Annotated in this window: 24 protein-coding genes and 1 other RNA gene; 14 read left to right on the top strand and 11 right to left on the bottom strand. The window is 60.7% G+C overall.

What is annotated here, in order from left to right; all coding sequences use genetic code 11:
* The first annotated feature begins 13 nt into the window (after window positions 1-13).
* Window positions 14-1915, top strand: coding sequence for a sulfate adenylyltransferase subunit CysN (gene cysN / locus GYA95_RS18795; protein WP_015271732.1), 1902 nt, complete (start codon window positions 14-16; stop codon window positions 1913-1915).
* A gap of 212 nt (window positions 1916-2127) precedes the next feature.
* Here cysN and GYA95_RS18790 read toward each other — a convergent pair whose 3' ends face one another.
* The 3 genes from GYA95_RS18790 to GYA95_RS18780 form a co-directional block, all read right to left on the bottom strand.
* On the bottom strand, window positions 2128-2391 hold the full coding sequence (locus tag GYA95_RS18790; RefSeq protein WP_015271731.1) for a bacteriocin immunity protein: 264 nt from the start codon (window positions 2389-2391) through the stop codon (window positions 2128-2130).
* Window positions 2388-4646, bottom strand: a complete 2259-nt coding sequence (locus GYA95_RS18785; protein ID WP_015271730.1) for an S-type pyocin domain-containing protein — start codon at window positions 4644-4646, stop codon at window positions 2388-2390. The genes GYA95_RS18790 and GYA95_RS18785 overlap by 4 nt, the downstream gene beginning before the upstream one ends.
* Before the next feature lie 112 nt (window positions 4647-4758).
* A complete protein-coding gene (locus tag GYA95_RS18780; protein WP_015271729.1) occupies window positions 4759-5238 on the bottom strand; it encodes an Lrp/AsnC family transcriptional regulator in 480 nt (159 codons plus the stop codon).
* A gap of 127 nt (window positions 5239-5365) precedes the next feature.
* On the opposite strand from GYA95_RS18780, the gene GYA95_RS18775 reads away from it, so the two are divergent.
* On the top strand, window positions 5366-6562 hold the full coding sequence (locus GYA95_RS18775; RefSeq protein ID WP_015271728.1) for a methionine gamma-lyase: 1197 nt from the start codon (window positions 5366-5368) through the stop codon (window positions 6560-6562).
* 162 nt (window positions 6563-6724) lie between these two features.
* Here GYA95_RS18775 and GYA95_RS18770 read toward each other — a convergent pair whose 3' ends face one another.
* Complete coding sequence (locus GYA95_RS18770; protein WP_003257164.1) at window positions 6725-7159, bottom strand: Z-ring associated ZapG family protein; 435 nt, start codon at window positions 7157-7159, stop codon at window positions 6725-6727.
* A gap of 135 nt (window positions 7160-7294) precedes the next feature.
* Between GYA95_RS18770 and GYA95_RS18765 the strand changes: the two genes are divergently transcribed.
* From GYA95_RS18765 to zapE, 3 genes are all read left to right on the top strand, one after another.
* Complete coding sequence (locus tag GYA95_RS18765) at window positions 7295-7930, top strand: alpha/beta hydrolase (protein WP_015271727.1); 636 nt, start codon at window positions 7295-7297, stop codon at window positions 7928-7930.
* Between the two features lie 25 nt (window positions 7931-7955).
* Complete coding sequence (locus GYA95_RS18760; RefSeq protein ID WP_015271726.1) at window positions 7956-9305, top strand: tryptophan--tRNA ligase; 1350 nt, start codon at window positions 7956-7958, stop codon at window positions 9303-9305.
* A gap of 166 nt (window positions 9306-9471) precedes the next feature.
* Entirely contained in the window at window positions 9472-10566 is a 1095-nt protein-coding gene (zapE, locus tag GYA95_RS18755; RefSeq protein WP_015271725.1) for a cell division protein ZapE, read from the top strand.
* 119 nt (window positions 10567-10685) lie between these two features.
* Here the strand turns inward: zapE and GYA95_RS18750 are convergent, their stop codons facing one another.
* Both GYA95_RS18750 and GYA95_RS18745 read right to left on the bottom strand, forming a co-directional pair.
* A complete protein-coding gene (locus GYA95_RS18750) occupies window positions 10686-11606 on the bottom strand; it encodes a GlxA family transcriptional regulator (RefSeq protein ID WP_169774643.1) in 921 nt (306 codons plus the stop codon).
* 310 nt (window positions 11607-11916) lie between these two features.
* Window positions 11917-12957, bottom strand: coding sequence for an NADP(H)-dependent aldo-keto reductase (locus tag GYA95_RS18745; RefSeq protein WP_015271724.1), 1041 nt, complete (start codon window positions 12955-12957; stop codon window positions 11917-11919).
* Window positions 12958-13214: 257 nt separating this feature from the next.
* Between GYA95_RS18745 and rplM the strand changes: the two genes are divergently transcribed.
* The 7 genes from rplM to GYA95_RS18710 all read left to right on the top strand — a co-directional run bounded on the left by rplM (window position 13215) and on the right by GYA95_RS18710 (window position 18079).
* Window positions 13215-13643, top strand: a complete 429-nt coding sequence (gene rplM / locus GYA95_RS18740) for a 50S ribosomal protein L13 (RefSeq protein ID WP_003260798.1) — start codon at window positions 13215-13217, stop codon at window positions 13641-13643.
* Window positions 13644-13657: 14 nt separating this feature from the next.
* Window positions 13658-14050, top strand: coding sequence for a 30S ribosomal protein S9 (gene rpsI, locus GYA95_RS18735; RefSeq protein ID WP_003260797.1), 393 nt, complete (start codon window positions 13658-13660; stop codon window positions 14048-14050).
* A gap of 262 nt (window positions 14051-14312) precedes the next feature.
* On the top strand, window positions 14313-14906 hold the full coding sequence (gene petA, locus GYA95_RS18730; RefSeq protein ID WP_015271723.1) for a ubiquinol-cytochrome c reductase iron-sulfur subunit: 594 nt from the start codon (window positions 14313-14315) through the stop codon (window positions 14904-14906).
* On the top strand, window positions 14906-16117 hold the full coding sequence (locus GYA95_RS18725; protein ID WP_003260795.1) for a cytochrome b: 1212 nt from the start codon (window positions 14906-14908) through the stop codon (window positions 16115-16117). The genes petA and GYA95_RS18725 overlap by 1 nt, the downstream gene beginning before the upstream one ends.
* A complete protein-coding gene (locus GYA95_RS18720; protein ID WP_013974125.1) occupies window positions 16117-16896 on the top strand; it encodes a cytochrome c1 in 780 nt (259 codons plus the stop codon). Before GYA95_RS18725 ends, GYA95_RS18720 begins: the two co-directional genes overlap by 1 nt.
* Window positions 16897-17013: 117 nt before the next feature.
* On the top strand, window positions 17014-17637 hold the full coding sequence (locus tag GYA95_RS18715) for a glutathione S-transferase N-terminal domain-containing protein (RefSeq protein ID WP_015271722.1): 624 nt from the start codon (window positions 17014-17016) through the stop codon (window positions 17635-17637).
* Window positions 17638-17647: 10 nt separating this feature from the next.
* Entirely contained in the window at window positions 17648-18079 is a 432-nt protein-coding gene (locus GYA95_RS18710) for a ClpXP protease specificity-enhancing factor (RefSeq protein WP_015271721.1), read from the top strand.
* A 51-nt stretch (window positions 18080-18130) separates the two neighbouring features.
* On the opposite strand, the gene GYA95_RS18705 is transcribed toward GYA95_RS18710, so the two are convergent.
* From GYA95_RS18705 to GYA95_RS18685, 5 genes are all read right to left on the bottom strand, one after another.
* A complete protein-coding gene (locus GYA95_RS18705) occupies window positions 18131-18349 on the bottom strand; it encodes a YgdI/YgdR family lipoprotein (RefSeq protein ID WP_003260792.1) in 219 nt (72 codons plus the stop codon).
* Between the two features lie 163 nt (window positions 18350-18512).
* Window positions 18513-19091: a BON domain-containing protein gene (locus GYA95_RS18700; RefSeq protein WP_015271720.1), complete on the bottom strand. Its 579-nt coding sequence runs from the start codon at window positions 19089-19091 to the stop codon at window positions 18513-18515.
* Window positions 19088-19681 carry a phosphoheptose isomerase gene (locus tag GYA95_RS18695; protein WP_012274070.1) on the bottom strand — a complete coding sequence of 198 codons (594 nt, stop codon included), beginning with the start codon at window positions 19679-19681 and terminating at the stop codon, window positions 19088-19090. Before GYA95_RS18695 ends, GYA95_RS18700 begins: the two co-directional genes overlap by 4 nt.
* 86 nt (window positions 19682-19767) lie before the next feature.
* Complete coding sequence (locus tag GYA95_RS18690) at window positions 19768-20139, bottom strand: YraN family protein (protein ID WP_015271718.1); 372 nt, start codon at window positions 20137-20139, stop codon at window positions 19768-19770.
* Window positions 20139-21956: a penicillin-binding protein activator gene (locus GYA95_RS18685; RefSeq protein ID WP_015271717.1), complete on the bottom strand. Its 1818-nt coding sequence runs from the start codon at window positions 21954-21956 to the stop codon at window positions 20139-20141. The genes GYA95_RS18690 and GYA95_RS18685 overlap by 1 nt, the downstream gene beginning before the upstream one ends.
* 186 nt (window positions 21957-22142) lie before the next feature.
* Here GYA95_RS18685 and rsmI point away from each other — a divergent pair, with 186 nt between their 5' ends.
* Window positions 22143-23018: a 16S rRNA (cytidine(1402)-2'-O)-methyltransferase gene (gene rsmI, locus GYA95_RS18680; RefSeq protein ID WP_043935900.1), complete on the top strand. Its 876-nt coding sequence runs from the start codon at window positions 22143-22145 to the stop codon at window positions 23016-23018.
* A 67-nt stretch (window positions 23019-23085) separates the two neighbouring features.
* Window positions 23086-23445: RNase P RNA component class A (gene rnpB, locus GYA95_RS18675), an RNA gene on the top strand.
* Window positions 23446-23740 lie beyond the last annotated feature (295 nt).

Genomic DNA, 23740 nt, shown 5'->3' with positions numbered 1-23740 from the left:
TCAGGGTTACTCCATGTCGCACCAATCCGATTTGATCAGCGAAGACATCCTCGCTTATCTGGCTCAGCACGAGCGCAAAGAACTGCTGCGTTTTCTCACCTGCGGCAACGTGGATGACGGCAAGAGCACCCTGATCGGGCGCTTGCTGCATGACTCGAAGATGATCTACGAGGACCACCTCGAGGCCATCACTCGCGATTCGAAAAAGGTCGGCACCACCGGCGAGGAAGTCGACCTGGCGCTGCTGGTCGACGGTCTGCAGGCCGAGCGCGAGCAGGGCATCACCATCGATGTCGCCTACCGCTATTTCTCCACCGCCAAGCGCAAGTTCATCATTGCCGACACCCCGGGCCACGAGCAGTACACCCGCAACATGGCTACCGGCGCGTCCACCTGCGACCTGGCGATCATCCTGGTCGATGCCCGCTACGGCGTGCAGACCCAGACACGCCGCCACAGCTACATTGCCTCGTTGCTGGGCATCAAGCACATCGTCGTCGCGGTCAACAAGATGGACCTCAAGGGCTTCGATCAGGGCGTTTTCGAATCGATCAAGGCCGACTACCTGAAGTTCGCCGAAGCCATCAACCTGGTGCCGAGCAGCCTGCACTTCGTGCCGATGTCGGCGCTCAAGGGCGACAACGTGGTCAACCACAGCGAGCGTTCGCCGTGGTATACCGGCCCGACGTTGATGGAAATCCTCGAAACCGTCGAAGTGTCGGCCGACCGCAACTTCACCGACCTGCGCTTCCCGGTGCAGTACGTCAACCGTCCCAACCTGAACTTCCGCGGTTTCGCCGGCACCATCGCCAGCGGCGTGGTGCACAAGGGTGACGAAATCGTCGTGCTGCCGTCGGGCAAGAGCAGCCGCGTCAAGTCCATCGTCACCTACGAAGGCGAGCTGGAAAACGCAGGCCCCGGCCAGGCCGTGACCCTGACCATGGAAGACGAGATCGACATCTCCCGTGGCGATCTGCTGGTGCATGCCGACAACGTCCCGCCGGTCACCGACCAGTTCGACGCCATGCTGGTGTGGATGGCCGAGGAGCCGATGCTCCCGGGCAAGAAATACGACATCAAGCGCGCCACCAGCTACGTGCCGGGCTCGATTGCCAGCATCACCCACAAGGTCGATGTGAACACCCTGGAGCAGGGCGCTGCCAGCGCGCTGCAGCTGAACGAGATCGGCCGCGTCAAGGTGTCCCTGGACGCCTCGATTGCCCTGGACGGTTACGAAAGCAACCGCACCACCGGTGCGTTCATCGTCATCGACCGGCTGACCAACGGCACGGTCGGCGCCGGCATGATCATCGCCCCGCCAGTCCTGCCGCACGGTAGCACCGGCCATCATGGCAAGCTGTGCCATGTGGCCACCGAAGAGCGCGCCCTGCGCTTCGGCCAGCAGCCTGCCACCGTGCTGTTCAGTGGCCTGTCCGGCGCTGGCAAGAGCACCCTGGCCTACGCCGTGGAGCGCAAGCTGTTCGACATGGGCCGTGCAGTGTACGTGCTCGACGGCCAGAACCTGCGCCATGACCTGAACAAGGGCTTGCCGCAGGACCGTGCCGGCCGCACCGAGAACTGGCGCCGCGCCGCCCATGTGGCGCGCCAGTTCAACGAAGCCGGTCTGCTGACTCTGGCCGCGTTCGTGGCCCCGGATGCAGAAGGCCGGGAACAGGCCAAGGCATTGATCGGCAAGGAGCGCCTGGTGACCGTTTACGTCCAGGCCTCGCCGCTGGCCTGCCGTGAGCGTGACCCGCAAGGCTTGTACGCTGCTGGTGGCGACAACATCCCGGGCGAAAGCTTCCCGTACGATGTGCCGCTGGATGCCGACCTTGTGATCGATACCCAGGCCACGAGCGTGGATGAGGGCGTGAAGCAGGTGCTGGACGTGCTGCGTCAGCGTGGCGCGATCTAAGCGCCCCTGCAAGAAAAAACCCGCCTCGGCGGGTTTTTTTATCCTGCTATTTATAGCCGCCAAAGCCAGCGGCCTTGAGATACTGGTCGGTAAATAGGCGACCGTTGCGGCCATTGCCCAAAACGCGCTTGGCGCAGCCTTCCTGTGGATGTTTGGAAATTTTTACTGAGTTGCGCTTTGGTGGTACACCCCGCGTGAGCGGGGTGTCGAATTCATTCTGGTTTGAATCCTGGCTTGCCGTTGGCTGCACGCCACTCTTTTATTATGCGTAGAATTTCTTCAGGCGTGTCAAGGCCGTCTGCTTCAGGCCAATAAATTAGGTCTGACCCGTTGGGGTGTTCGCTCAGAGTCTTGAATGCCATGATTTGTGCATCAAGTTCTTGATCGCTTATGTTGTCTGGTGGGTTGATTATTGATTTGATGAAATTCAAGAAGTCAAGTTCTGTATATTCGGAGATCGTGGCTTTTTGAGTCATTCGGAGGCCCCATAGTGAATGGCATGATGCGCCGCTGGTGTAACTACTCTTAAGTTGTCTACGTCGTATACAGCCCCGCTCTCGGAAATTGGAATCACGTGGTGGAGTATGAAGGTTGCGTGACCTTTGTGGTGATCTTTGTCACGCGCTCTGGGCGCGCGCCCTTTGGCGATGAGACTCTTGTTTGCATCATTGAATTGGCTAGAAAGCTCTGGGGTATCGGATAACGCCTTCCAGAATGCGGTTCTGAACTCATCGAAGTCTCGAAACTCTCTTCCCCTCAGCGCATTTGCAATTTGTGTCGGGATTTTTGCTCCGGCCCCTCTGGTTATGTCCCCAAGCCAGATGCCATCGATCTCCGCCCCTGAGCCCATGACAATACCTGGCTCATATCGCGGACTCTTGAACACCACCAGAATAGGCGGTAATCCCGAGTCCATGGGGAAGGTAATGATCAGTCGTTCCTGATCCAGCAGATCAAGCGCGGGGTAGCCTTCCTGTTCGTTATTCACAGGGTTCAGGCTGCTACCGGCATAGACGATGGTGCCTGGGGGTAGTTGCGGAAGGCTGGTGGAACTTCCTTGCTCACCACCCGGAGCACTGGCAGGTGTCCACGTCAGAATCCGCTGAGGATTGTCCAGCGCCAGGCTGTACACCTGCCGTTCCGTGTCGAACGTTGCTGCACGAACCGCTACCGGTTTGCCGCCTGGCACCACATACAGGTCCAGGGTGTCTTCGCTTTCGGCCCCTGCCATGAGATACGGTAAGTCGATACTGGTGGATGTTGCGGCCAACGCGGCAATGTCTGGCCCGTCAGGTGGTACCAGGCTGGATAGTGGGGTGCTGATGAGGTAGTGGCGTTCGCTGTTGCCCAGTGTCGACGGCCAGGCCATTGCGAGGGTGCCAACGGAAAGCGAGCGAAGAGAAACAGCAACCAGACGACTGATCGCCGAAGTTATTGCTTTGCTCAACGCTGTGTACGATGTTTCGGCAATTGCAAAGGTTGCAGCGCCGATGGGGATTACGGCTGGCGCTGATCCTGCAAGCTGCGCCTGGTGGTTATAGCGCACGCGCTGGCGTATAGCCTCCTGCCATTGTTGCTCGGCTTCCGCCGCCGAGCGCTCAGCTTCGGCCTGCTGGCGCGCAGCTTCTTCTTGTGCGGCGAGTTGCCCTTGCAGGCTCTCTACCTCAACGGCGCGCTGCACCAGGTTTTGCGTGGCACTTGTGTAGACACCCAGAAACCGGATCGATTCGGTCAGAGCAAGCGCCTGGTGATACTCCTTCCAGCGTGGACCGGCACGCCGTAACCGCTGCTCATCCACGAGGTGCGGAAGCCCTTCGAGTTGCGGCTTTGACAGAGGGCCATTGATTTGAGGGTTTTGGTCCGGGTATGACGGGATTTGCGATTGTTTGCCCTGGATCAGGGCAACAGCAGTGGCTAGATAAGCACTGAGTGCCTGAACGAGCGAGAGTGCGTCGTCAATGACTGTCTGCCCCAACTCGTGCTGAATAACACTGGGCAAGCAGTTGAAATGAATTTGCCGCTCTGCATGGATTTGCGCTGTTCTTCGGGCAATGGCCTGCGACAAGTCCATCGGCTGATGACTCAGCTCATCCTGATCCACTTGTGTTGCCAGGCTTTCCAGGTCATCTGCCAGTGCCTGAATCTTGAGTGCTTCAAGATGCAGACGATAGGCGCCATCCCATGAACTGTGCAGTTTGGCGCCCCATTCTGCCCCCAGTTCTTCACCCGTTGTTGCGGCGAAAAAGCCCGGGTCGAGAAATCGGCTCATCATTGAATCACCGCGTTTATAGAACGCGGGTGCGCCGAAATAACTGTTGGCGTCGGGCAGGATCTGTAGATAAAGATCACGCATCTCATTGATGCGTGTGGTGAGAATGACCTGCTCGGCTGATGCCGCTGTCAGAGGGGCGCCTGCCTGGCTCGCTTCCGCTTTTATTTGGGACTTCAATGCTGCAATTGTGCTTGGCAGCTGGTTCGTCTCTTGACGGTATTTTTCCAAATAATCTTTTTCAATGACATGGTATTCCTCTGCGAACACCTTTCGAGTGGAAATTACGCGTGCAATATCGCTTTTGGTTGGACTGGTCCCGCGAGGATACCCGTCGCTAAGCCCCCAGCCACCTCCCCCCGGCCCACCACCACCGCCAATATAATGCAGCTCAATGCCCGTTGGTGGCTGCGCACTGATGTATAGCGCTTCATCGAGATAATATGCGTTGTCTTTAGCCATGTAGGTTCTCCTGATCGCTACATGGGCTAGCTTTCCGTAAATGTAACTCGCTGTATGTCGGCTGCGGTTCGGTAATCAGTAGGACCGTTCCTGGCGTGCTGAAAGACCTGTCCTAGATATGTTTTTCCGACACCGGTATCACCCGTTTTTCCTTCACCGCTTTGTACGAAAAACTCGAATAGATCTCCTTCACCCCCGGTAACCGCTGCAGCACTTCGCGGGTGAATTCGCCGAACGACTCCAGGTCCCGCGCCAGGATCTCCAGCAGAAAATCATACCTCCCGGAAATGTTGTGGCAGGCAACGATCTCGGGAATCTCCATCAACCGCTGCTCGAACGCCAGCGCCATGTCCTTGGTGTGCGAGTCCATCATGATGCTGACGAACGCGGTCACGCCAAATCCCAGCGACTTGGGCGAGAGGATGGCCTGGTAGCCGGTGATGTAGCCGTTGTCCTCCAGCAACTTGACCCGCCGCCAGCACGGCGAGGTTGTTAGCGCTACCTGGTCGGCAAGTTCGGCAACGGTGAGGCGGGCATTGTCCTGCAGGGCAGCGAGCAGGGCGCGGTCGGTGCGGTCGAGGCGTGAAGGCATGTTTTGCCCTCCTGGTCCGGTAATTATTGTTTTTATTCCAACAAGTACGCGTATGCGTGGGCCATTTTGGAAAAAATCGGGCAGCTCGGTGGCATAAGCTTATAGCAAACCACAAGAGGCTGTTGCCATGCGCGACTCCCATAACAACACCGGTTTTTCCACGCGGGCCATTCACCATGGCTACGATCCGCTTTCCCACAATGGCGCCCTGGTGCCGCCGGTGTACCAGACCGCTACCTATGCCTTCCCCACAGTCGAATACGGTGCTGCTTGCTTCGCCGGGGAGGAGCCGGGGCATTTCTACAGCCGCATTTCCAACCCTACCTTGGCTCTGCTGGAGCAGCGCATGGCCTCGCTGGAGGGCGGCGAGGCGGGGCTGGCATTGGCGTCGGGCATGGGGGCCATCACCTCGACGATCTGGACCCTGTTGCGCCCTGGTGATGAGCTGATCGTCGGGCGCACATTGTACGGCTGCACTTTTGCTTTCCTGCACCATGGCATTGGTGAATTCGGGGTGAAGATCCGCCATGTCGACCTGAACGATGCCAAGGCCCTGAAAGCGGCGATCAACAGCAAGACGCGGATGATCTACTTCGAAACGCCGGCCAACCCCAACATGCAGCTGGTGGATATCGCCGCGGTGGCCCAGGCGGTGCGCGGGCATGATGTGCATGTCGTGGTCGACAACACCTACTGCACGCCCTACCTGCAGCGGCCGCTGGAGCTGGGAGCGGACCTGGTGGTGCATTCGGCGACCAAGTACCTGAGTGGCCACGGCGATATCACTGCCGGTCTGGTGGTGGGGCGCAAGGCGCTGGTCGACCGCATTCGCCTGGAAGGGCTGAAGGACATGACCGGGGCGGTGCTGTCACCCCACGATGCGGCGCTGCTGATGCGCGGTATCAAGACCTTGGCCCTGCGCATGGACCGACATTGCGCCAATGCCCAGCAGGTGGCGGAGTTTCTGGCTCGGCAGCCGCAGGTGGAGCTGATTCACTACCCAGGTTTGCCGTCGTTTGCCCAGTACGAGCTGGCGCAGCGGCAGATGCGTTTGCCGGGCGGGATGATCGCCTTCGAGCTCAAGGGGGGGATCGAGGCCGGGCGCAGGTTCATGAATGCTCTGCAACTGTTTGCGCGGGCGGTGAGCCTGGGCGATGCCGAGTCGCTGGCGCAGCATCCGGCGAGCATGACGCACTCCAGCTATACCGCGAAGGAGCGGGCGCATCACGGGATATCGGAGGGGCTGGTGCGCCTGTCGGTGGGGCTGGAGGACTTGGAGGACCTGCTGGCGGATGTCGAGCAGGCATTGCAGGCCTGCAGCTAGGTTGCCTGGGCTGACCTCTTCGTGGGTAAACCCGCTCCTACAGGTCAGGCGCAGTATTTGAAACCTGCGCCGCCCCTGTGGGAGCGGGTTCACCCGCGAAGAGGCCAGTGAATCCAGCCCATGAAAAAGGCCTCTTGCGAGGCCTTTGTCATTTTCTGCAGATCAGCGCTTCAGCCCGTAGCTCTCGTCAAGCATGCCCGGCGAGTTCGGTGCTTTCGGCGCGTAGTCGCGTGGCACTTCGGCGTCCTTCGGCGGGGTCAAACGGTCGCGTGGGCCTTGCGCTGCCTCGGAGTGCAGGGCTGCCAGCAAGCGTTGGCGAGTGACGTCGTCCAGGGCCAGGCTGTTGGCGCCTTCGGCCAGGTGGTCCTGCACGTCCTGATAGCTTTGGGTCAGTTTCTTGACCAGCACGGCCGTGCTGTTGAAATGAGTAACCACTTCGTTCTGATAGCTGTCGAAGCGCTTCTGGATATCATCCAGTTGACGCTGGGTGCTGCTCGGCGCGGCATTGGGCAGCAGGCGAGCGACGACGAACCCAACCACCACGCCGATGACCAGGGCCAGGGTCGGCAACAACCAAACAAGGAGCGAGAGTTCCACGAGTCCTTCCTCTATAAACGGCTTTGCTTTACGTTAACGGCTCAGACCTGCGCTGTATACCGCGAGCGATCGCAAATCAGAACAGAATTCCTCATCTAGACGAATCGACCCCTCCCGAGGTCACGGAGTAGTGCCTTGCTTGTCCGCGAAACCCCCTTGTTCATCGATGGCCCCAGCGGCCAGCTGGAAGCCTTGTACCTGGACGTGGCCAATGCCCGTGGCGTGGTGCTGATCTGCCACCCCAACCCGGTCCAGGGCGGCACCATGCTCAACAAGGTGGTCTCGACCCTGCAGCGCACCGCCCGTGACGCCGGCTATGTGACCCTGCGTTTCAACTACCGTGGCGTCGGGCAGAGCGCCGGCAGTCATGACATGGGTGCTGGCGAAGTGGCCGATGCCGAGGCCGCTGCGGCCTGGCTGCGCGAAAAGCACCTGGGCCTGCCGCTGGTGCTGATGGGTTTCTCGTTCGGCGGCTTCGTCGCCACCAGCCTGGCCGGCCGCCTGGAAGCTGCCGGAGTAGAGCTGCAACAGCTGTTCATGATCGCCCCGGCGGTCATGCGCCTGACGGCGGAGTTCCCGCTGCCGCAGCGCTGCCCGATCACCGTGGTGCAGCCGGACGCCGACGAAGTCGTCGCGCCGCAGCTGGTTTACGATTGGTCCGACAGCCTGTCGCGCCCCCATGAGCTGCTGAAAGTGGCAGAATGCGGACACTTCTTCCATGGCAAGCTGACCGATCTGAAGGATCTGCTGCTGCCGCGCCTTTCGAACTGAGCCAAGCCTGAATAAGCGAACACCCATGACCACGCGCATTCTCACCGGTATCACCACCACCGGCACTCCGCACCTGGGCAACTACGCCGGCGCCATCCGCCCGGCGATCCGTGCCAGCCAGCAGCCCGGTGTCGACTCGTTCTACTTCCTGGCCGACTACCACGCCCTGATCAAGTGCGACGACCCGCTGCGCATCCAGCGTTCGCGCCTGGAAATCGCCGCCACCTGGCTGGCCGGCGGTCTCGATGCGGACAAGGTGACCTTCTACCGCCAGTCCGATATCCCGGAAATCCCCGAGCTGACCTGGCTGCTGACCTGCGTCAGCGCCAAGGGCCTGCTCAACCGTGCACACGCCTACAAGGCCTCGGTGGACAAGAACCTGGAAAATGGCGAAGACCCGGATGCCGGCGTGACCATGGGCCTGTACAGCTACCCGGTGCTGATGGCTGCGGACATCCTGATGTTCAATGCCAACAAGGTGCCGGTCGGTCGTGACCAGATCCAGCACGTGGAAATGGCCCGCGACATCGGTCAGCGCTTCAACCACCTGTTCGGCCAGGGCAAGGACTTCTTCGCCCTGCCGGAAGCGGTGATCGAGGAGAGCGTGGCGACCCTGCCGGGCCTGGACGGGCGCAAGATGTCCAAGAGCTACGACAACACCATCCCGCTATTCACCAGCGCCAAGGAGATGAAAGACGCCATCTCGCGCATCGTCACCGACTCGCGTGCGCCTGGCGAAGCCAAAGACCCGGACAACGCGCACCTGTTCACCCTGTTCCAGGCCTTCTCTACGCCGGCGCAGTGCGCGGAGTTCCGTGACGAGCTGCTGCAGGGCCTGGGCTGGGGCGAGGCCAAGCAGCGGCTGTTCCAGCTGCTGGACGGCCAGCTGGCCGAGAAGCGCGAGTACTACCACCAGCTGATCGCCCGTCCGGCGGACCTGGAAGACATCCTGCTGGCCGGCGCTGCCAAGGCTCGCAAGATCGCCACGCCATTCCTCGAGCAGCTGCGCGAGGCCGTTGGCCTGCGTTCGTTCCGTAGCAGCGTGCAGGCCAGCACCGAAGTGAAGAAGAAGGCCGCCAAGAGTGCGCGTTTCGTCAGTTTCCGCGATGAAGACGGCAGCTTCCGCTTCCGTCTGCTTGCCGCTGATGGCGAGCAACTGCTGCTGTCGCGCAGCTTCGCCGACGGCAAGAGCGCCGGCGCCGTGAGCAAGCAGCTGCAGCAAGGTGGCGAGGCGGATGTACGCGTCGAAGGCCTGGGTTTCGGTCTGTGGCTGAACGGTGAACAGGTTGCCGACGGGCCGCAGTTCGACAGCGCCGAAGCCCGTGATTCGGCCATCGAAAGCCTGCGTGCAGCGCTTGCGCCACAACCGGACTGAAGATGGTGAAACTGTGGGAGCGGGCGTGCCCGCGAAACAGGCGCCGCGTTGCATGGCACCGGCTTTGCCGGTGTTCGCGGGCACGCCCGCTCCCACAGACTGATTGCCATTAAGCGGGCCTGTCGCTACAGTGACGGCCCGTTTTTTGTTGCCTCGCTAACGAATCATGACGCCCCTAGAACGATATCAAGCAGATCTGAAACGTCCCGACTTCTTCCATGACGCGGCGCAGGAAACTGCGGTGCGTCACCTGCAGCGCCTGTACGATGACCTGGTACACGCGCAGAACAACAAGCCGGGCGTGTTCGGCAAGCTGTTCGGCAAGAAGGAGCAGACCCCCGTCAAGGGCCTGTACTTCTGGGGTGGGGTAGGGCGCGGCAAGACCTATCTGGTCGATACCTTCTTCGAGGCGCTGCCGTTCAAGCAGAAGATGCGCACGCACTTCCACCGCTTCATGAAGCGTGTGCACGAGGAAATGAAAACCCTCAAGGGCGAGAAGAACCCGCTGACCATCATTGCCAAGCGCTTCAGCGAAGAAGCCAAGGTCATCTGTTTCGACGAATTCTTCGTGTCGGACATTACCGACGCGATGATTCTCGGCACCCTGATGGAAGAGTTGTTCAAGAACGGCGTATCGCTGGTGGCTACCTCCAACATCGTGCCTGACGGCCTGTACAAGGACGGCCTGCAGCGCGCGCGCTTCCTGCCGGCCATCGCCATGATCAAGCAGTACACCGACGTGGTGAACGTCGACAGCGGGGTCGACTATCGTCTGCGTCACCTCGAGCAGGCCGAACTGTACCACTACCCGCTCGATGAGGCGGCGCACCAGAGCCTGCGCGCCAGCTTCAAGGCCTTGACTCCTGAGTGCACCCAGGCGGTCGAGAACGACGTGCTGATGATCGAGAATCGCCCGATCCAGGCCCTGCTGACCTGTGACGATGTGGCCTGGTTCGACTTCCGCGCGCTGTGCGACGGCCCTCGTAGCCAGAACGACTACATCGAACTGGGCAAGATCTTCCATGCCGTGCTGTTGAGCAACGTGGAGCAGATGGGCGTCACCACCGACGACATCGCCCGCCGCTTCATCAACATGGTGGACGAGTTCTACGACCGCAACGTCAAGCTGATCATCTCGGCCGAGGTGGAGCTGAAGGACCTGTATACCGGTGGGCGCTTGGCCTTCGAGTTCCAGCGTACCCTGAGCCGCTTGCTGGAGATGCAGTCGCACGAGTTCCTGGCGCGGGCGCACAAGCCCTGAAATTGCCGGGGCCGCTTTGCGGCCCTTTTGCGACACAAGGCCGCTCCTACAGGATCACGCGATTCCATGTAGGAGCGGCCTTGTGTCGCGAAAGGGCTGCAAAGCAGCCCCAGAAGGCCTCAAGCCTCCTGCATGAACTGCTGCCGATACTGGTTCGGCGACAGCTCGGTATGCTGACGAAACAGCCGCGCAAAGAAACTGGCATCGTCATAGCCCACCTCATAACTGATGGTCTTGATGCTCTTGCGCGTGCTCGACAACAAGCCCTTGGCCGTCTCGATCCTCAACCGTTGCAGGTAGTGCAGCGGCTTGTCACCCGTAGCGCTCTGGAAACGCCGCATGAAATTGCGAATACTCATGCCGTGGTTGCGAGCCACGTCCTCGAAGCGGAACTTGTCGGCGAAGTGTTCTTCCAGCCAGTGCTGTATCTGCAGGATGATCAGGTCCTGGTGCAGCTTCTGCCCGCCAAAGCCCATGCGTCCCGGGGTGTAATTGCGCTGCACTTCGTAGAGGATGTCGCGGGACACGGCGCGGGCCACGTTGGCGCCGCAGAAGCGTTCGATCAGGTAGATGTACAGGTCGCAGGCTGAAGTGGTCCCGCCGGCGCAATAGAGGTTGTCTGCATCAGTCAGATGCTTGTCCTGGTTCAGCCGGATCTTCGGGAAGCGTTCGGCAAAGCTGTTGAAGAAGCGCCAGTAGGTGGTCGCTTCCTTGCCATCGAGCAGGCCGGACTCGGCCAGCCAGAATACGCCACTGGCCTCGGCGCACAGCACCGAGCCACGGGCATGCTGTTCACGCAGCCAAGGCAGTACCTGTGGATAACGTTGCAGCAGGTTGTCGAAGTCATCCCAGAAGGCCGGAAGGATGATCACGTCTGCGTCGTCAAGGCCGCCTTCGACTGGCAACTGCACATTGCTGAAGCTGTCCACGGGCTGGCCGTCCGGGCTCACCAGGCGAATCTCGAACATGGGCTGCAGGCCCAGGCCCAGTTGCTTGCTGTAGCGCAAGCTGGCGAGGTGGAAGAAATCCTTGGCCTGCATCAAGGTCGAAGCGAACACCTTGTCAATGGCCAGGATGCTGACGCGCCGCAGCGACGCGGAGGGTTGGGTAAACATCATTGTCATTGTTCTTATAGGGTAGAGTGGTCAATCACCGGCTGGATCGTCTTATTTTTTGGCGATTGTGTCTAGCCTGTGCAGCAGAGGGGCAGCGCCAACCGGTAGGAGCAGCCTTGTGCTGCGAAGAGGCCATTACTGCCACAGGCAACCTTCAGCCATACAGACCTCTTCGCAGCACAAGGGCTGCTCCTGCAGGTGTCCCACAGGCCTCGAAGTGGGCACAGGGTCCGGCTCAAGGCGCCGGGTTCGGTTGCTCCTGGTGAATCGCCTCGATCGCCGCCAGCAGTTCATCACTCAGGCTCAGCTCGAGGCTGGCAAGGTTGCTGTCCAGCTGTTCGAGGCTGGTCGCGCCAATGATATTGCTGGTCACGAACGGCTGCCGGGTAACGAACGCCAGGGCCATCTGCGCCGGGTCCAGGCCGTGCTCGCGGGCCAGCTGCACATAGCGGCTGCAGGCCGCCACGGTCTGTGGGTTGGAATAGCGGGCAAAGCGGCTGAACAGGGTCAGGCGTGCGTTTTCCGGGCGTGCGCCGTTCTCGTATTTGCCGGAGAGCATGCCGAACGCCAGCGGCGAATAGGCCAGCAGGCCGCATTGCTCGCGGATGGCCACTTCCGCAAGGCCCACCTCGAAGCTGCGGTTGAGCAGGTTGTAAGGGTTCTGGATTGATACCGCTCGCGGCCAGCCGCGGCTTTCAGCCAGTTGCAGGAACTTCATGGTGCCCCACGGCGTTTCGTTGGACAGGCCGATGTGGCGGATCTTGCCCGCGCGTACCTGCTCGTCGAGCACTTCGAGGGTTTCTTCCAGCGGGGTGAAGTGGTCCTGTGGCAAATGCTGGTAGCCCAGCTTGCCGAAGAAGTTGGTGCTGCGCTCGGGCCAGTGCAGCTGGTACAGGTCGATGCGGTCGGTCTGCAGGCGCTTGAGACTCTCGTCCAGCGCCGCGACGATATGCTGGCGGTTATGCTTGAGCTGGCCGTCGCGAATGTGGCTGATGCCGTTGCCGGGGCCGGCGACCTTGCTGGCCAGCACCCAGTCGTCGCGATCGCCATTGTCACGGAACCAGTTGCCTATGATGCGCTCGGTGGCGGCGTAGGTTTCGGGGCGGGGCGGCACCGGGTACATTTCGGCGGTGTCGATGAAGTTGACCCCGGCGGCCTTGGCCCGGGCAATCTGCTCGAAGGCCTCGGCCTGACTGTTCTGTTCGCCCCAGGTCATGGTTCCAAGGCACAGGGCGCTGACATTGAGGTCGGTACGGCCAAGCTGGCGGTATTCCATCGGATAGACACTCCTTGGCAAAGAAGCCCATCAAAGCAGGTTGAAATTTTTCGCGCAATCTGGATAATTCGGCACCTCTCCGTGTGGCGGAAGTGATGCACCACCACGCAGGAAGAACCCCGTCGAACATTGGCGTGCCTGACCCGAGCCCCCAAAAGCGTCAGCGTTCGGCTGCGCGCTTGCCCTTGGCAAGCTGTGCACTATCCAGTAAGATTCGCCGTCTATTTTTCGCTGGGCGGCCTCTGAGGCTTTAGAGAATGAAAACTTTTACTGCTAAACCGGAAACAGTAAAGCGCGAGTGGTTCGTAGTCGACGCCGCTGGCCAGACCCTGGGTCGTCTGGCTACCGAAATCGCTAGCCGTCTGCGTGGCAAACACAAGCCAGAATACACCCCTCACGTTGACACCGGCGACTACATCGTCGTTATCAACGCCGAGCAGGTTCGTGTGACTGGTGCCAAGTCTTCCGACAAGATGTACTACTCCCACTCCGGTTTCCCGGGCGGTATCAAGGAAATCAACTTCGAGAAGTTGATCGCCAAGGCCCCTGAGCGTGTTATCGAAACTGCGGTCAAAGGCATGCTGCCGAAGAACCCGCTGGGTCGCGACATGTACCGCAAGCTGAAAGTGTACGCGGGTGCTGCTCACCCACACACTGCTCAGCAGCCTCAAGAACTGAAGATCTAACGGGATAGTTCATTATGTCGGCGACTCAAAACTACGGCACTGGCCGTCGCAAGACCGCAACCGCTCGCGTATTCCTGCGTCCGGGTACTGGTAACATTTCCATCAACAACCGTTCTCTGGACGTGTTCTTCGGTCGCGAAACCGCTCGCATGGTTGTTCGTCAGCCGCTCGAGCTGACCGAAACCGTTGAGAAGTTCGACATCTACGTCACCGTTTCCGGTGGTGGTGTCAGCGGTCAAGCCGGTGCGATCCGTCACGGTATCACCCGCGCTCTGATGGAATACGACGAAACCCTGCGTGGCGCTCTGCGTCGTGCTGGCTACGTCACCCGCGACGCTCGTGAAGTCGAGCGTAAGAAAGTGGGTCTGCGTAAAGCGCGTAAGCGTCCTCAGTACTCCAAGCGTTAATACCGCTTCGGCAGTCGAAAAAAGCCCGGTTCTTTGGAACCGGGCTTTTTTTATGTCTTGAACTAACCTGTCAGCATGTCCGTGACGACTTGCCGCATAGACGCAGATCAAGCAAAGCGAGGGTTGTAGCCCGTTCCCCGGGTAATCACCTTGTCAGTGTGTGGATTTGTTTCTTACCATGGCGGCCAATTTTTAGTGCACAGACATTACCTAAGTACAGGCCAGGTCCAACTGGTCAAGCAAGCTGATGGGAGAGGACTGAATGAGCAATGACGGCGTCAACGCAGGCCGGCGCCGCTTCCTCGTAGCCGCGACATCCGTAGTCGGGGCGGCGGGGGCAGTGGGGGCTGCGGTACCGTTCGTGGGGTCATGGTTTCCCAGTGCCAAGGCGAAAGCCGCGGGTGCACCGGTGAAGGTCAATATCGCCAAGGTCGAGGCCGGCCAGCAGATGGTGGCCGAGTGGCGCGGTCAACCAGTGTTCATCGTGCGGCGAACGGACGAGATCCTCGGTAACCTGAAAAAGGTCGTAGGTGATCTGGCTGACCCCGAGTCCAAGGCCTCGGTGCAGCCCACCTACGTCGATCCGCAGGTTCGTTCGATCAAGCCGGAAATCCTCATCCTTGTTGGCCTGTGCACACACCTGGGCTGCTCGCCCACCTTCCGCCCGGAAGTCGCACCCGCTGACCTTGGCCCGAAATGGGTAGGTGGCTATTTCTGCCCGTGCCACGGTTCCCACTACGACCTGGCCGGCCGTGTCTACAAGTCGCAGCCGGCGCCACTCAACCTGCCCGTGCCACCGCACTCTTACGAGTCGGACGAGATCGTCGTCATCGGCGTTGACCAGGAGAACGCATGATGAGCAAGTTCATGGACTGGATTGATGCTCGCTTCCCCGCGACCAAGATGTGGGAAGACCACCTGAGCAAGTATTACGCACCCAAGAACTTCAACTTCCTGTACTTCTTCGGCTCGCTGGCGTTGCTGGTACTGGTCAACCAGATCGTCACCGGTGTGTGGCTGACCATGAGCTTCACACCCTCGGCAGAAGAGGCGTTCGCCTCGGTCGAGTACATCATGCGCGATGTGGAATACGGCTGGATCCTGCGCTACCTGCACTCCACCGGTGCATCGGCGTTCTTCATCGTCGTCTACCTGCACATGTTCCGCGGCCTGCTCTACGGTTCCTACCAGAAGCCGCGTGAACTGGTGTGGCTGTTCGGCATGCTGATCTACCTGGCGCTGATGGCCGAAGCCTTCATGGGCTACCTGCTGCCGTGGGGCCAGATGTCGTACTGGGGTGCCCAGGTGATCATCTCGCTGTTCGGTGCCATTCCGGTGATCGGTGGCGACCTTACCCAGTGGATCCGTGGTGACTACCTGATCTCGGGTATCACTCTGAACCGCTTCTTCGCCCTGCACGTGGTTGCCTTGCCGATCGTGATTCTCGGCCTGGTGGTCCTGCACATCCTCGCCCTTCACGAAGTGGGTTCGAACAACCCCGATGGCGTCGACATCAAGAAGAAAAAGGACGAAAACGGTATCCCGCTGGACGGTATCCCGTTCCACCCGTACTACACCGTCAAGGATATTGTCGGCGTGGTGGTGTTCCTGTTCGTGTTCTGCGCCGTGGTGTTCTTCTTCCCGGAAATGGGTGGTTACTTCCTGGAGAAACCTAACTTCGAGCAGGCGAACGCCTTCAAGACCCCCGAGCACATTGCGCCGGTGTGGTACTTCACGCCGTTCTACGCGATCCTGCGTGCGGTGCCTGACAAGCTGATGGGCGTCATCGCCATGGGTGCGGCCATTGCCGTGTTGTTCGTCCTGCCCTGGCTCGACCGCAGCCCGGTCCGCTCCATGCGCTACAAGGGCTGGATCAGCAAGCTCTTCCTGCTGGTGTTCTGCGTGGCCTTCGTCATCCTCGGCATACTGGGCGTGCTGGCGCCGACACCTGGGCGTACCTTGCTGTCGCAGGTGTGCACGGTGTTGTACTTCGCCTACTTCCTGCTGATGCCGTTCTACACAAGGCTCGAGAAGACCAAACCGGTTCCGGAAAGGGTGACTGGCTGATGAAAAAGTTGATTGCAGTATTTTTGCTGGCAGTGATGCCTGCCTTTTCCTTCGCGGCCGAAACGGGCCTGGAGCTGGACAAGGTCGACATCGACCTGAGCGACAAGGCCGCCATGCAGGACGGTGCGCGTACCTTTGCCAACTATTGCATGGGCTGCCACAGTGCGAAGTTCCAGCGTTACGAGCGGGTTGCCGATGACCTGGGCATCCCCCACGAGCTGATGCTCGAGAAGCTGGTGTTCACCGGTGCCAAGATCGGTGACCACATGCAGATCGGCATGAAGCCCAGTGACGCCAAGACCTGGTTCGGCGCCGCACCGCCCGACCTGACCCTGGTGGCCCGTGTGCGTGGCACCGACTGGTTGTACACCTACCTGCGCAGTTTCTATGAGGACCCGTCACGGCCTTATGGGGTGAACAACAAGGTGTTCCCGAACGTCGGCATGCCTAACGTGCTGGTCGGCTTGCAGGGCAACCAGGTGGTTGGCTGCAAGCAGGTGCAGACCGTGACCGATGGCAAGAAGCAATTCGACCCACTGACTGGTAGCCCGCTGACTCATGAAGCCTGCGACCAGCTGACCATTACGCCGAATTCCGGTACCCTGACGACCGAGCAGTTCGACGAGAAGGTCAAGAACCTGGTGACCTTCCTGGCCTATTCGGCCAACCCGGTCAAACTGGAAAGCCAGCGCATCGGTACCTATGTGTTGCTGTACCTGGCTTTCTTCTTCGTATTCGCCTACTTGCTCAAGCGTGAATACTGGAAGGACGTGCACTGATCACGCAGTAGTTTCTGGTTGTTGAACGCGCCCGTGGTGGCCTGGCAGATCTGCCAGGTCACCACGGGCGCGTTTTCATTTACAGTTTTACAAGCATCCCGTACGAGGAGGCGCTACATGGGCGCAACCAACAGGTTAGCCTGCTATTCCGACCCCGCTGATCACTATTCTCATCGGGTACGCCTCGTGCTGGCCGAGAAGGGCATCAGCGTGCAGGTCATCGATGTCGATCCCGGTCGACTGCCGCCCAAGCTGGTCGAGGTGAATCCTTACGGCAGCGTGCCGACCCTGGTCGACCGTGACCTGGCGCTGTATGAATCGACCGTGGTGATGGAGTACCTCGAGGAGCGTTATCCACATCCGCCGCTAATGCCGGTGTACCCGGTTGCGCGGGGGAACAGTCGCTTGCTGATGCACCGCATCCAGCGCGACTGGTGCTCCCTGGCCGATACCGTGCTCGATCCGCGCAGTAGCGAGGCTGCCCGAACCGAAGCGCGCAAGGCATTGCGTGAGAGCCTGACCGGGGTCTCGCCGTTGTTCGGCGAGTACGCCTGCTTCATGAGTGAGGAGCAAAGCCTGGTCGATTGTTGTCTACTGCCCATCCTCTGGCGTCTGCCGGTGTTGGGTATCGAGTTGCCGCGGCAAGCCAAGCCGCTGCTGGATTACATGGAGCGGCAGTTCGCCCGCGAGCCTTTCCAGGCGAGCCTGTCCTCTGTAGAACGTGAAATGCGCAAGCTTTAAGGAGCCGTTGATGAACTCCAGTCGCCCCTATCTGGTTCGAGCACTGTACGAGTGGATCGTCGACAACGATTGCACGCCCCATATGCTGGTCAATGCCGAATTCCCGAAGGTCCAGGTGCCGGACGGTTTCGCCAGTGATGGCCAGATCGTCTTGAACATCTCGCCAAGTGCCGTGCGCAGCCTGCACATGGACAACGACGCGGTCAGCTTCGAGGGCCGCTTCGGTGGCGTGGCTCACTCGCTGTACGTGCCGGTTGGTGCCATTCTGGGTATTTACGCCCGCGAGAATGGCCAGGGTATGGTCTTCGAGCTGGAGTCGTCCATGATGGATGACGATGAGCAGGAAGATGATGAAGTGCAGCCGGATGACGATGGCCCGCCAGAGGGTGGTGGCCAGCCGCCACGCCCGACTGGTCGACCAAGTCTGAAAGTGGTCAAGTAATAAAAAAGGCGATCCAACCGGATCGCCTTTTTTTAATTACGCCAGCCCTGCTTACAGGTCGCTGATGGTACGTACCTGGTCCTTGTTGATGCGGGTACGCTTGCCGTCGAGTTGCTGGAACTCATAGAAGCCGGCGTCACGGTCGAACTTCGGTACGTCGACGGCCTGGATTTCACGGCCATCGTTGAGGGTGATCAGGCTTGGTGTAGAGCAGCCGGCCAGGGTGGCGAAAGTGCCGAACAGCAGGGCAGGCAGCAGAAGCTTTTTCATGCGGTGTTTCCTGGATTTCTGAAGGCTGGGGCAGTGTTGTCGCCTGTGCTGGCCTTTTCGCGGGTAAACCCGCTCCCACAGGAATACAACAAGTCTCGAAAGCTGTGAGATCCCTGTGGGGGCGGGTTTACCCGCGAAGAGGCCGGTGCAGGCAATCAGTGAATCAGTCGATGTACTCGAACAGCTTGACGATCTTCTGCACACCCGACACGCCCTGTACCACGGCAGTGGCCGAGTTGGCCTCCTGCTGGGTCACCAGGCCGAGCAGGTAAACGATGCCATTCTCGGTAATCACCTTGATGCGCGAGCTGGGCACGGCATTGTCGGTCAGCATCTGGGTCTTGATCTTGGTGGTCAGCCAGGCGTCGTTGTTGCGCGCCAGGATGGAGGAGGGTTGCATCACCTGCAGCTCGTTGTGCACTTTCTTGACGCGCTGTACCTGGCTGGCAGTCTGCTCGGCGAGGCTCTTGAGGTCGGCGCGCGGTGTCTGGCCGGCCAGCAGGACGATGCCGTTGTAGCTGCTGACAACGATGTGCGAACCTTTGTCCAGGTCAGGGCTGGCCTTGGCGATGTTGACCGAAGCCTTGGTTTCGATCAGCGAGTCGTCGATCTTGCTGCCGATGGTGCGCGTTCCGCGATCGTCCTCGATCGGCGAATTGCGGGTAGAGGTCAGTACCGAGCTGCAACCAGTGACGCTCAGGCACAGTGTCAGGGCCATAAGGCCGAGGCGCATAGGGGTCATTCTTCACTCCCGAACAGTTGGCTGTCGATCAGATCACACAGGCAGTGGATCGCCAGCAGGTGGACTTCCTGGATACGCGCGGTAACCGTCGAAGGTACGCGGATTTCCACGTCTTCGGGCAGCAGCAGCGAAGCCATGCCGCCGCCATCGCGACCAGTCAATGCTACGACAATCATTTCGCGGTCATGTGCGGCCTGGATCGCCTGGATCACGTTGGCCGAGTTGCCGCTGGTGGAGATCGCCAGCAGAACGTCACCGGGCTGGCCCAGCGCGCGGATCTGCTTGGAAAAGACTTCGTTGTAGCTGTAGTCGTTGGCGATCGAGGTCAAGGTCGAGCTGTCGGTGGTCAGCGCGATGGCCGGCAGGCTCGGGCGTTCGCGCTCGAAGCGGTTGAGCAGCTCGGAGGAAAAGTGCTGGGCATCGCCGGCCGAGCCGCCGTTGCCACAGGCGAGCATCTTGCCCTCGTTGAGCAGCGCGTTGACCATGACCAGGCTGGCCTGCTCGATGTGCGGTGCCAGGATGTCCATTGCCTGTTGCTTGGTATCGATGCTGGCCTGGAATAGCCGGCGAATTCGGGATTGCATGTCCATCTGGTGACCTTAAGTGGGGCGGTGGCCTTTGCTACGCGCAACAACGACCAGCCCGCGAAACATAGAGCAAAAAAATCGGAATGGGTTCAGCATTCGAAGGCGTTTTTCAGCCATTGAAGCGGTCTGCCTGCATGGTGGCTGCCCTGTAGGGCGACTACGTCGAAGCGGCAGGGGTGGTTGCCCCAGTGGGGCTCCTTCTGCAGGAACAGGCTGGCGGCGAGCACCAACCGTTTCTGCTTGCGCCCGTCGATACTGCCAAGGGCGCCACCGAAGCCCGCGTGCAACCGGTAGCGGACTTCGACGAATACTACTGTATCGGCGTCGAGCATGACCAGATCAAGCTCACCGCCTTTGCATCGCCAGTTGCGCGCCAGCAGTTGCAGGCCATGCCCTTGAAGATATTCAAGGGCCTGGCTTTCCGCTGCCTGCCCGGCGCTGGTGGGCGACGCTGCTGCCATCAGCGAGGAGTGTCAGGCAGGCGCTGGACCTGGCCACCGACGAACTCGGCCCAAGGTAGCTGGCGCTCGACACGCTGGTTGGCGTTCATGCTCAGGCTGCCCGAAAGGCCCAGTACGCGGTTGTCCGGTAGTGCTTTCAGCTGGCCCAGGCGCGGCGCCAGGCTGTAGGCGTCGACGCCCATGGCATACAGGCGGCCCAGGCTGCCTGCCGCTTGCGGCCATTGCTGCACGACCTGCTGGCGCAGGCTGTTGCTGGTATCGAGCAGCCACGGGGTTTCGCAGAAGCGGATACCGTTCATGTCGTTGTACTGGTTGACGTCACCACTGGCGCTGTACAGGTTCGAGGTGGCGTAGACCGGTACGTCACCGGCGTACTGGAAGTTCAGGGTCGGCTTGATCTGCTGGGCCTGTTGCGGGGTCGAGGCGAGGAAGATGAAGTCGATGTCCTGGCGGCGCGACGGCTGCGCGGCGATGCTGCCACCTACCGTGCTCTGCAGGCTCTTGGCGCGGCCTTCGCTCTGGCGCAGCTGGAACAGGTCGGCAATCTGCTGGGCCAATGCGACCGGCTGGGCGATGCGTTCGGCGGCGAGCAGAGTGCCACCGTTGCCTTCCCAGTCCTGGCGGAAGGCGGCAAGCACACGATCGCCCCATTCGCCGCTCGGCACCAGGGCAACTGCGCGGACCATGCCATCGGCGCGGGCGCGACGGGCCACTTCACGGGCTTCGTCTTCGGCAGCGAGGCCGAACTGGAACAGCTGCGGTGGAGCCTTCTGGCCGGCGTCGGCGTAGTTCAGGGCCAGGGTGGTGATCGGCAGTTGTGGCTTGGCAGCCAGTTGCTTGACCAGCGGTTTTTCCAGCGGGCCGATGACCAGCTGTACGCCTGCGGCCTGGGCCTGGCGATAGAAGTCGTCGAGCGAGCCGATGCGCGAGCTGTCGAATACCTGCACGGCTGGCGCCTGCTGGCCGGCTTGCTGGGCCTGGAAGTGTGCAGCCATGAAGCCGTCACGCAGGGCGCGGGCAACACCGGCAAGCGGGCCTTCCTGAGGCAGCAGCAGGGCAATTTTGGTCAGCGGTTGGCTGGCCAGCTCCTTGAGCTTGGTCAGAGCCAGCGGCAGTTGCTGGGCGGCCGGGTGGTCCGGGTGCTGCTTGACCCAGGCGTCGATCGCCGCTTGCTGCTGCTCCAGGGTGCCGGCGCTTTTTACCGCGAAGGCCAGGCTGGTCCAGCCGGCAAGGGGCTGGTCGTTGCCTGGCTGCTGCAGTTGCTCTGCCGGCAGCGAGGCGACCAGTGCCCAGATGGCGTCATTGTTGGCGCTGGCGGCCTGGCCGCTGAGCAGCGGGGCCAGCAGCACGCGCTGTTGCGCGGCGGCGAGGGCCTGGCCATCGGCTTCGAGGGCGGCCGCGTGCACGCTGTAGGTGCGCGCTTGCTGTTCTTGCGGCAGTTCGGCGACGCGCTGCAGGCTGGGGTGGGCCAGGGCAGCCAGGGCAGCCTTGGGCTGGTTGCGGCTCATGGCCAGCTCGGCTCCGAGGGTGCTGGCGAACACTTGCTGGGCCGGCTTGAGCGTGTCCAGCGGCACCTGCTCGAGGATGCGTGCGGCGCGTGGGAAGTCCTTCTGCCTGTAGGCCAGGTCGGCTGCGCTCAGGCGCAGCAGGGCGGCGTCTTCCGCGGACTTGCTGGAAGCAGCCTTTTCGAGCAGTTGCTCGATGCTGGCGTCCGGGGTGCGTGGCAGTTCGCCCAGGCTGGATGAGGGCGAGCTGGCGCAGGCTGCCAGCAAGGCAGCAAGGCAGAGGGCTGTGAACAGCCGCAGGCAAGCGATCATGTAAAGGTCCTGTTACTCGATCAAGGTGGCCGGCAATTGTACCCAAGCGCTGGCCGGGGCGCGATGTTGCCGTGTCGATCCTTCACTATAGGAGGCCTGCCATCGGTCGTCGGCGAAGTTCTTTGCGCCCTGTTGCAGGCGCTCGGGCTACAATGGCGCCTTTGATCCGAACGACAGGTGTGCGCAGTGACTGATGTGGCAGGGGCTTCGAAATCCACGGTGGGGACGCTGTATGTGGTCGCAACCCCTATCGGCAACCTCGACGACATGAGTGCCCGGGCGCTGAAGGTGCTGGCGGACGTGGCCCTGATCGCGGCGGAAGATACCCGTCATTCGATCCGTCTGCTGCAGCACTTCGGCATCGACACGCCGCTGGCGGCCTGCCATGAACACAACGAGCGTGACGAGGGCGGGCGTTTTCTCACCAAGCTGCTGGCGGGCGAGAATGTGGCGTTGGTTTCCGATGCCGGCACGCCGCTGATTTCCGATCCGGGGTACCACCTGGTGCGCCAGGCGCGTGCTGCGGGGGTAAATGTGGTCCCGGTGCCGGGCGCCTGCGCTCTGATCGCCGCGCTGTCGGCAGCCGGCCTGCCGTCGGACCGTTTCATCTTCGAAGGCTTCCTGCCGGCCAAGGCGGCGGGACGGCGGGCGCGCCTGGAGCAGGTAAAGGAAGAACCGCGCACGCTGATCTTCTACGAGGCCCCGCACCGTATCCTGGAATGCCTTGAAGACATGGAAGCGGTATTCGGTGGCGAGCGCCCGGCGTTGTTGGCGCGTGAACTGACCAAGACCTTCGAGACCCTCAAGGGCCTGCCCCTGGCCGAGCTTCGCGCCTTCGTTGCTGGTGACAGCAACCAGCAGCGCGGTGAGTGCGTGGTACTGGTTGGTGGCTGGAGTGCGCCGGAGGGCGAACAGGCGATCAGTGCCGAAGCGCAACGGGTGCTCGACCTGCTGCTGGCCGAGCTGCCACTCAAGCGGGCGGCGGCGCTGGCTGCGGAAATTACCGGGGTGCGCAAGAACCTGCTGTATCAACTTGCACTGGAAAAGCAGAAAGCCGAATAGTGGCATATTGATATAAATGCCGGTATTGCTTGTTCTTGGGCGCGCGTGCCGTTAATCTTGGCGGCGGAGAGTCGATCGGACAGTCGCTGCCTGCTTTTGTTCCGCAAAAGCAGGGGGAGGAAAGTCCGGGCTCCATAGGGCAGAGTGCCAGGTAACGCCTGGGAGGCGCGAGCCTACGGAAAGTGCCACAGAAAATAACCGCCTAAGCACTTCGGTGCCGGTAAGGGTGAAAAGGTGCGGTAAGAGCGCACCGCACGGCTGGCAACAGTTCGTGGCTAGGTAAACCCCACTCGGAGCAAGACCAAATAGGGTTCCATCAGGCGTGGCCCGCGTCGGAACCGGGTAGGTTGCTAGAGGCGTCCAGTGATGGCCGTCGTAGAGGAATGACTGTCCTCGACAAAACCCGGCTTACAGATCGACTCTCCACCTTTCCCTCCCTGCTTTATTCGATAGCAGATGCCCTCTGGTAATACCGAAAAAATCTTACTCTTAATAAATCACTTTAACTTCGAACTCCATTCGCCTGCGTGGGTTTGATTTTTCTCGTGTTTTTTTCTGCTCGGTAGTCCTTCCGCATTCCTTTATTGCGCTAAATCTCGGTCCTGTAAGGCTTTTCCTTCCGAACGTGCCTTGACGGTGCTGCGGGCGGATTCCTATAGTGTGCGCAAGTGGCAGAAAGTGGGATGAAGTGGGTTTTCTGGCACAAAAAAGCTAACATTGTG

Source organism: Pseudomonas asiatica (assembly GCF_009932335.1).
In the GTDB taxonomy this organism is placed as follows: domain Bacteria; phylum Pseudomonadota; class Gammaproteobacteria; order Pseudomonadales; family Pseudomonadaceae; genus Aquipseudomonas; species Aquipseudomonas asiatica.
This window is presented reverse-complemented; position numbering and strand designations above follow the sequence as displayed.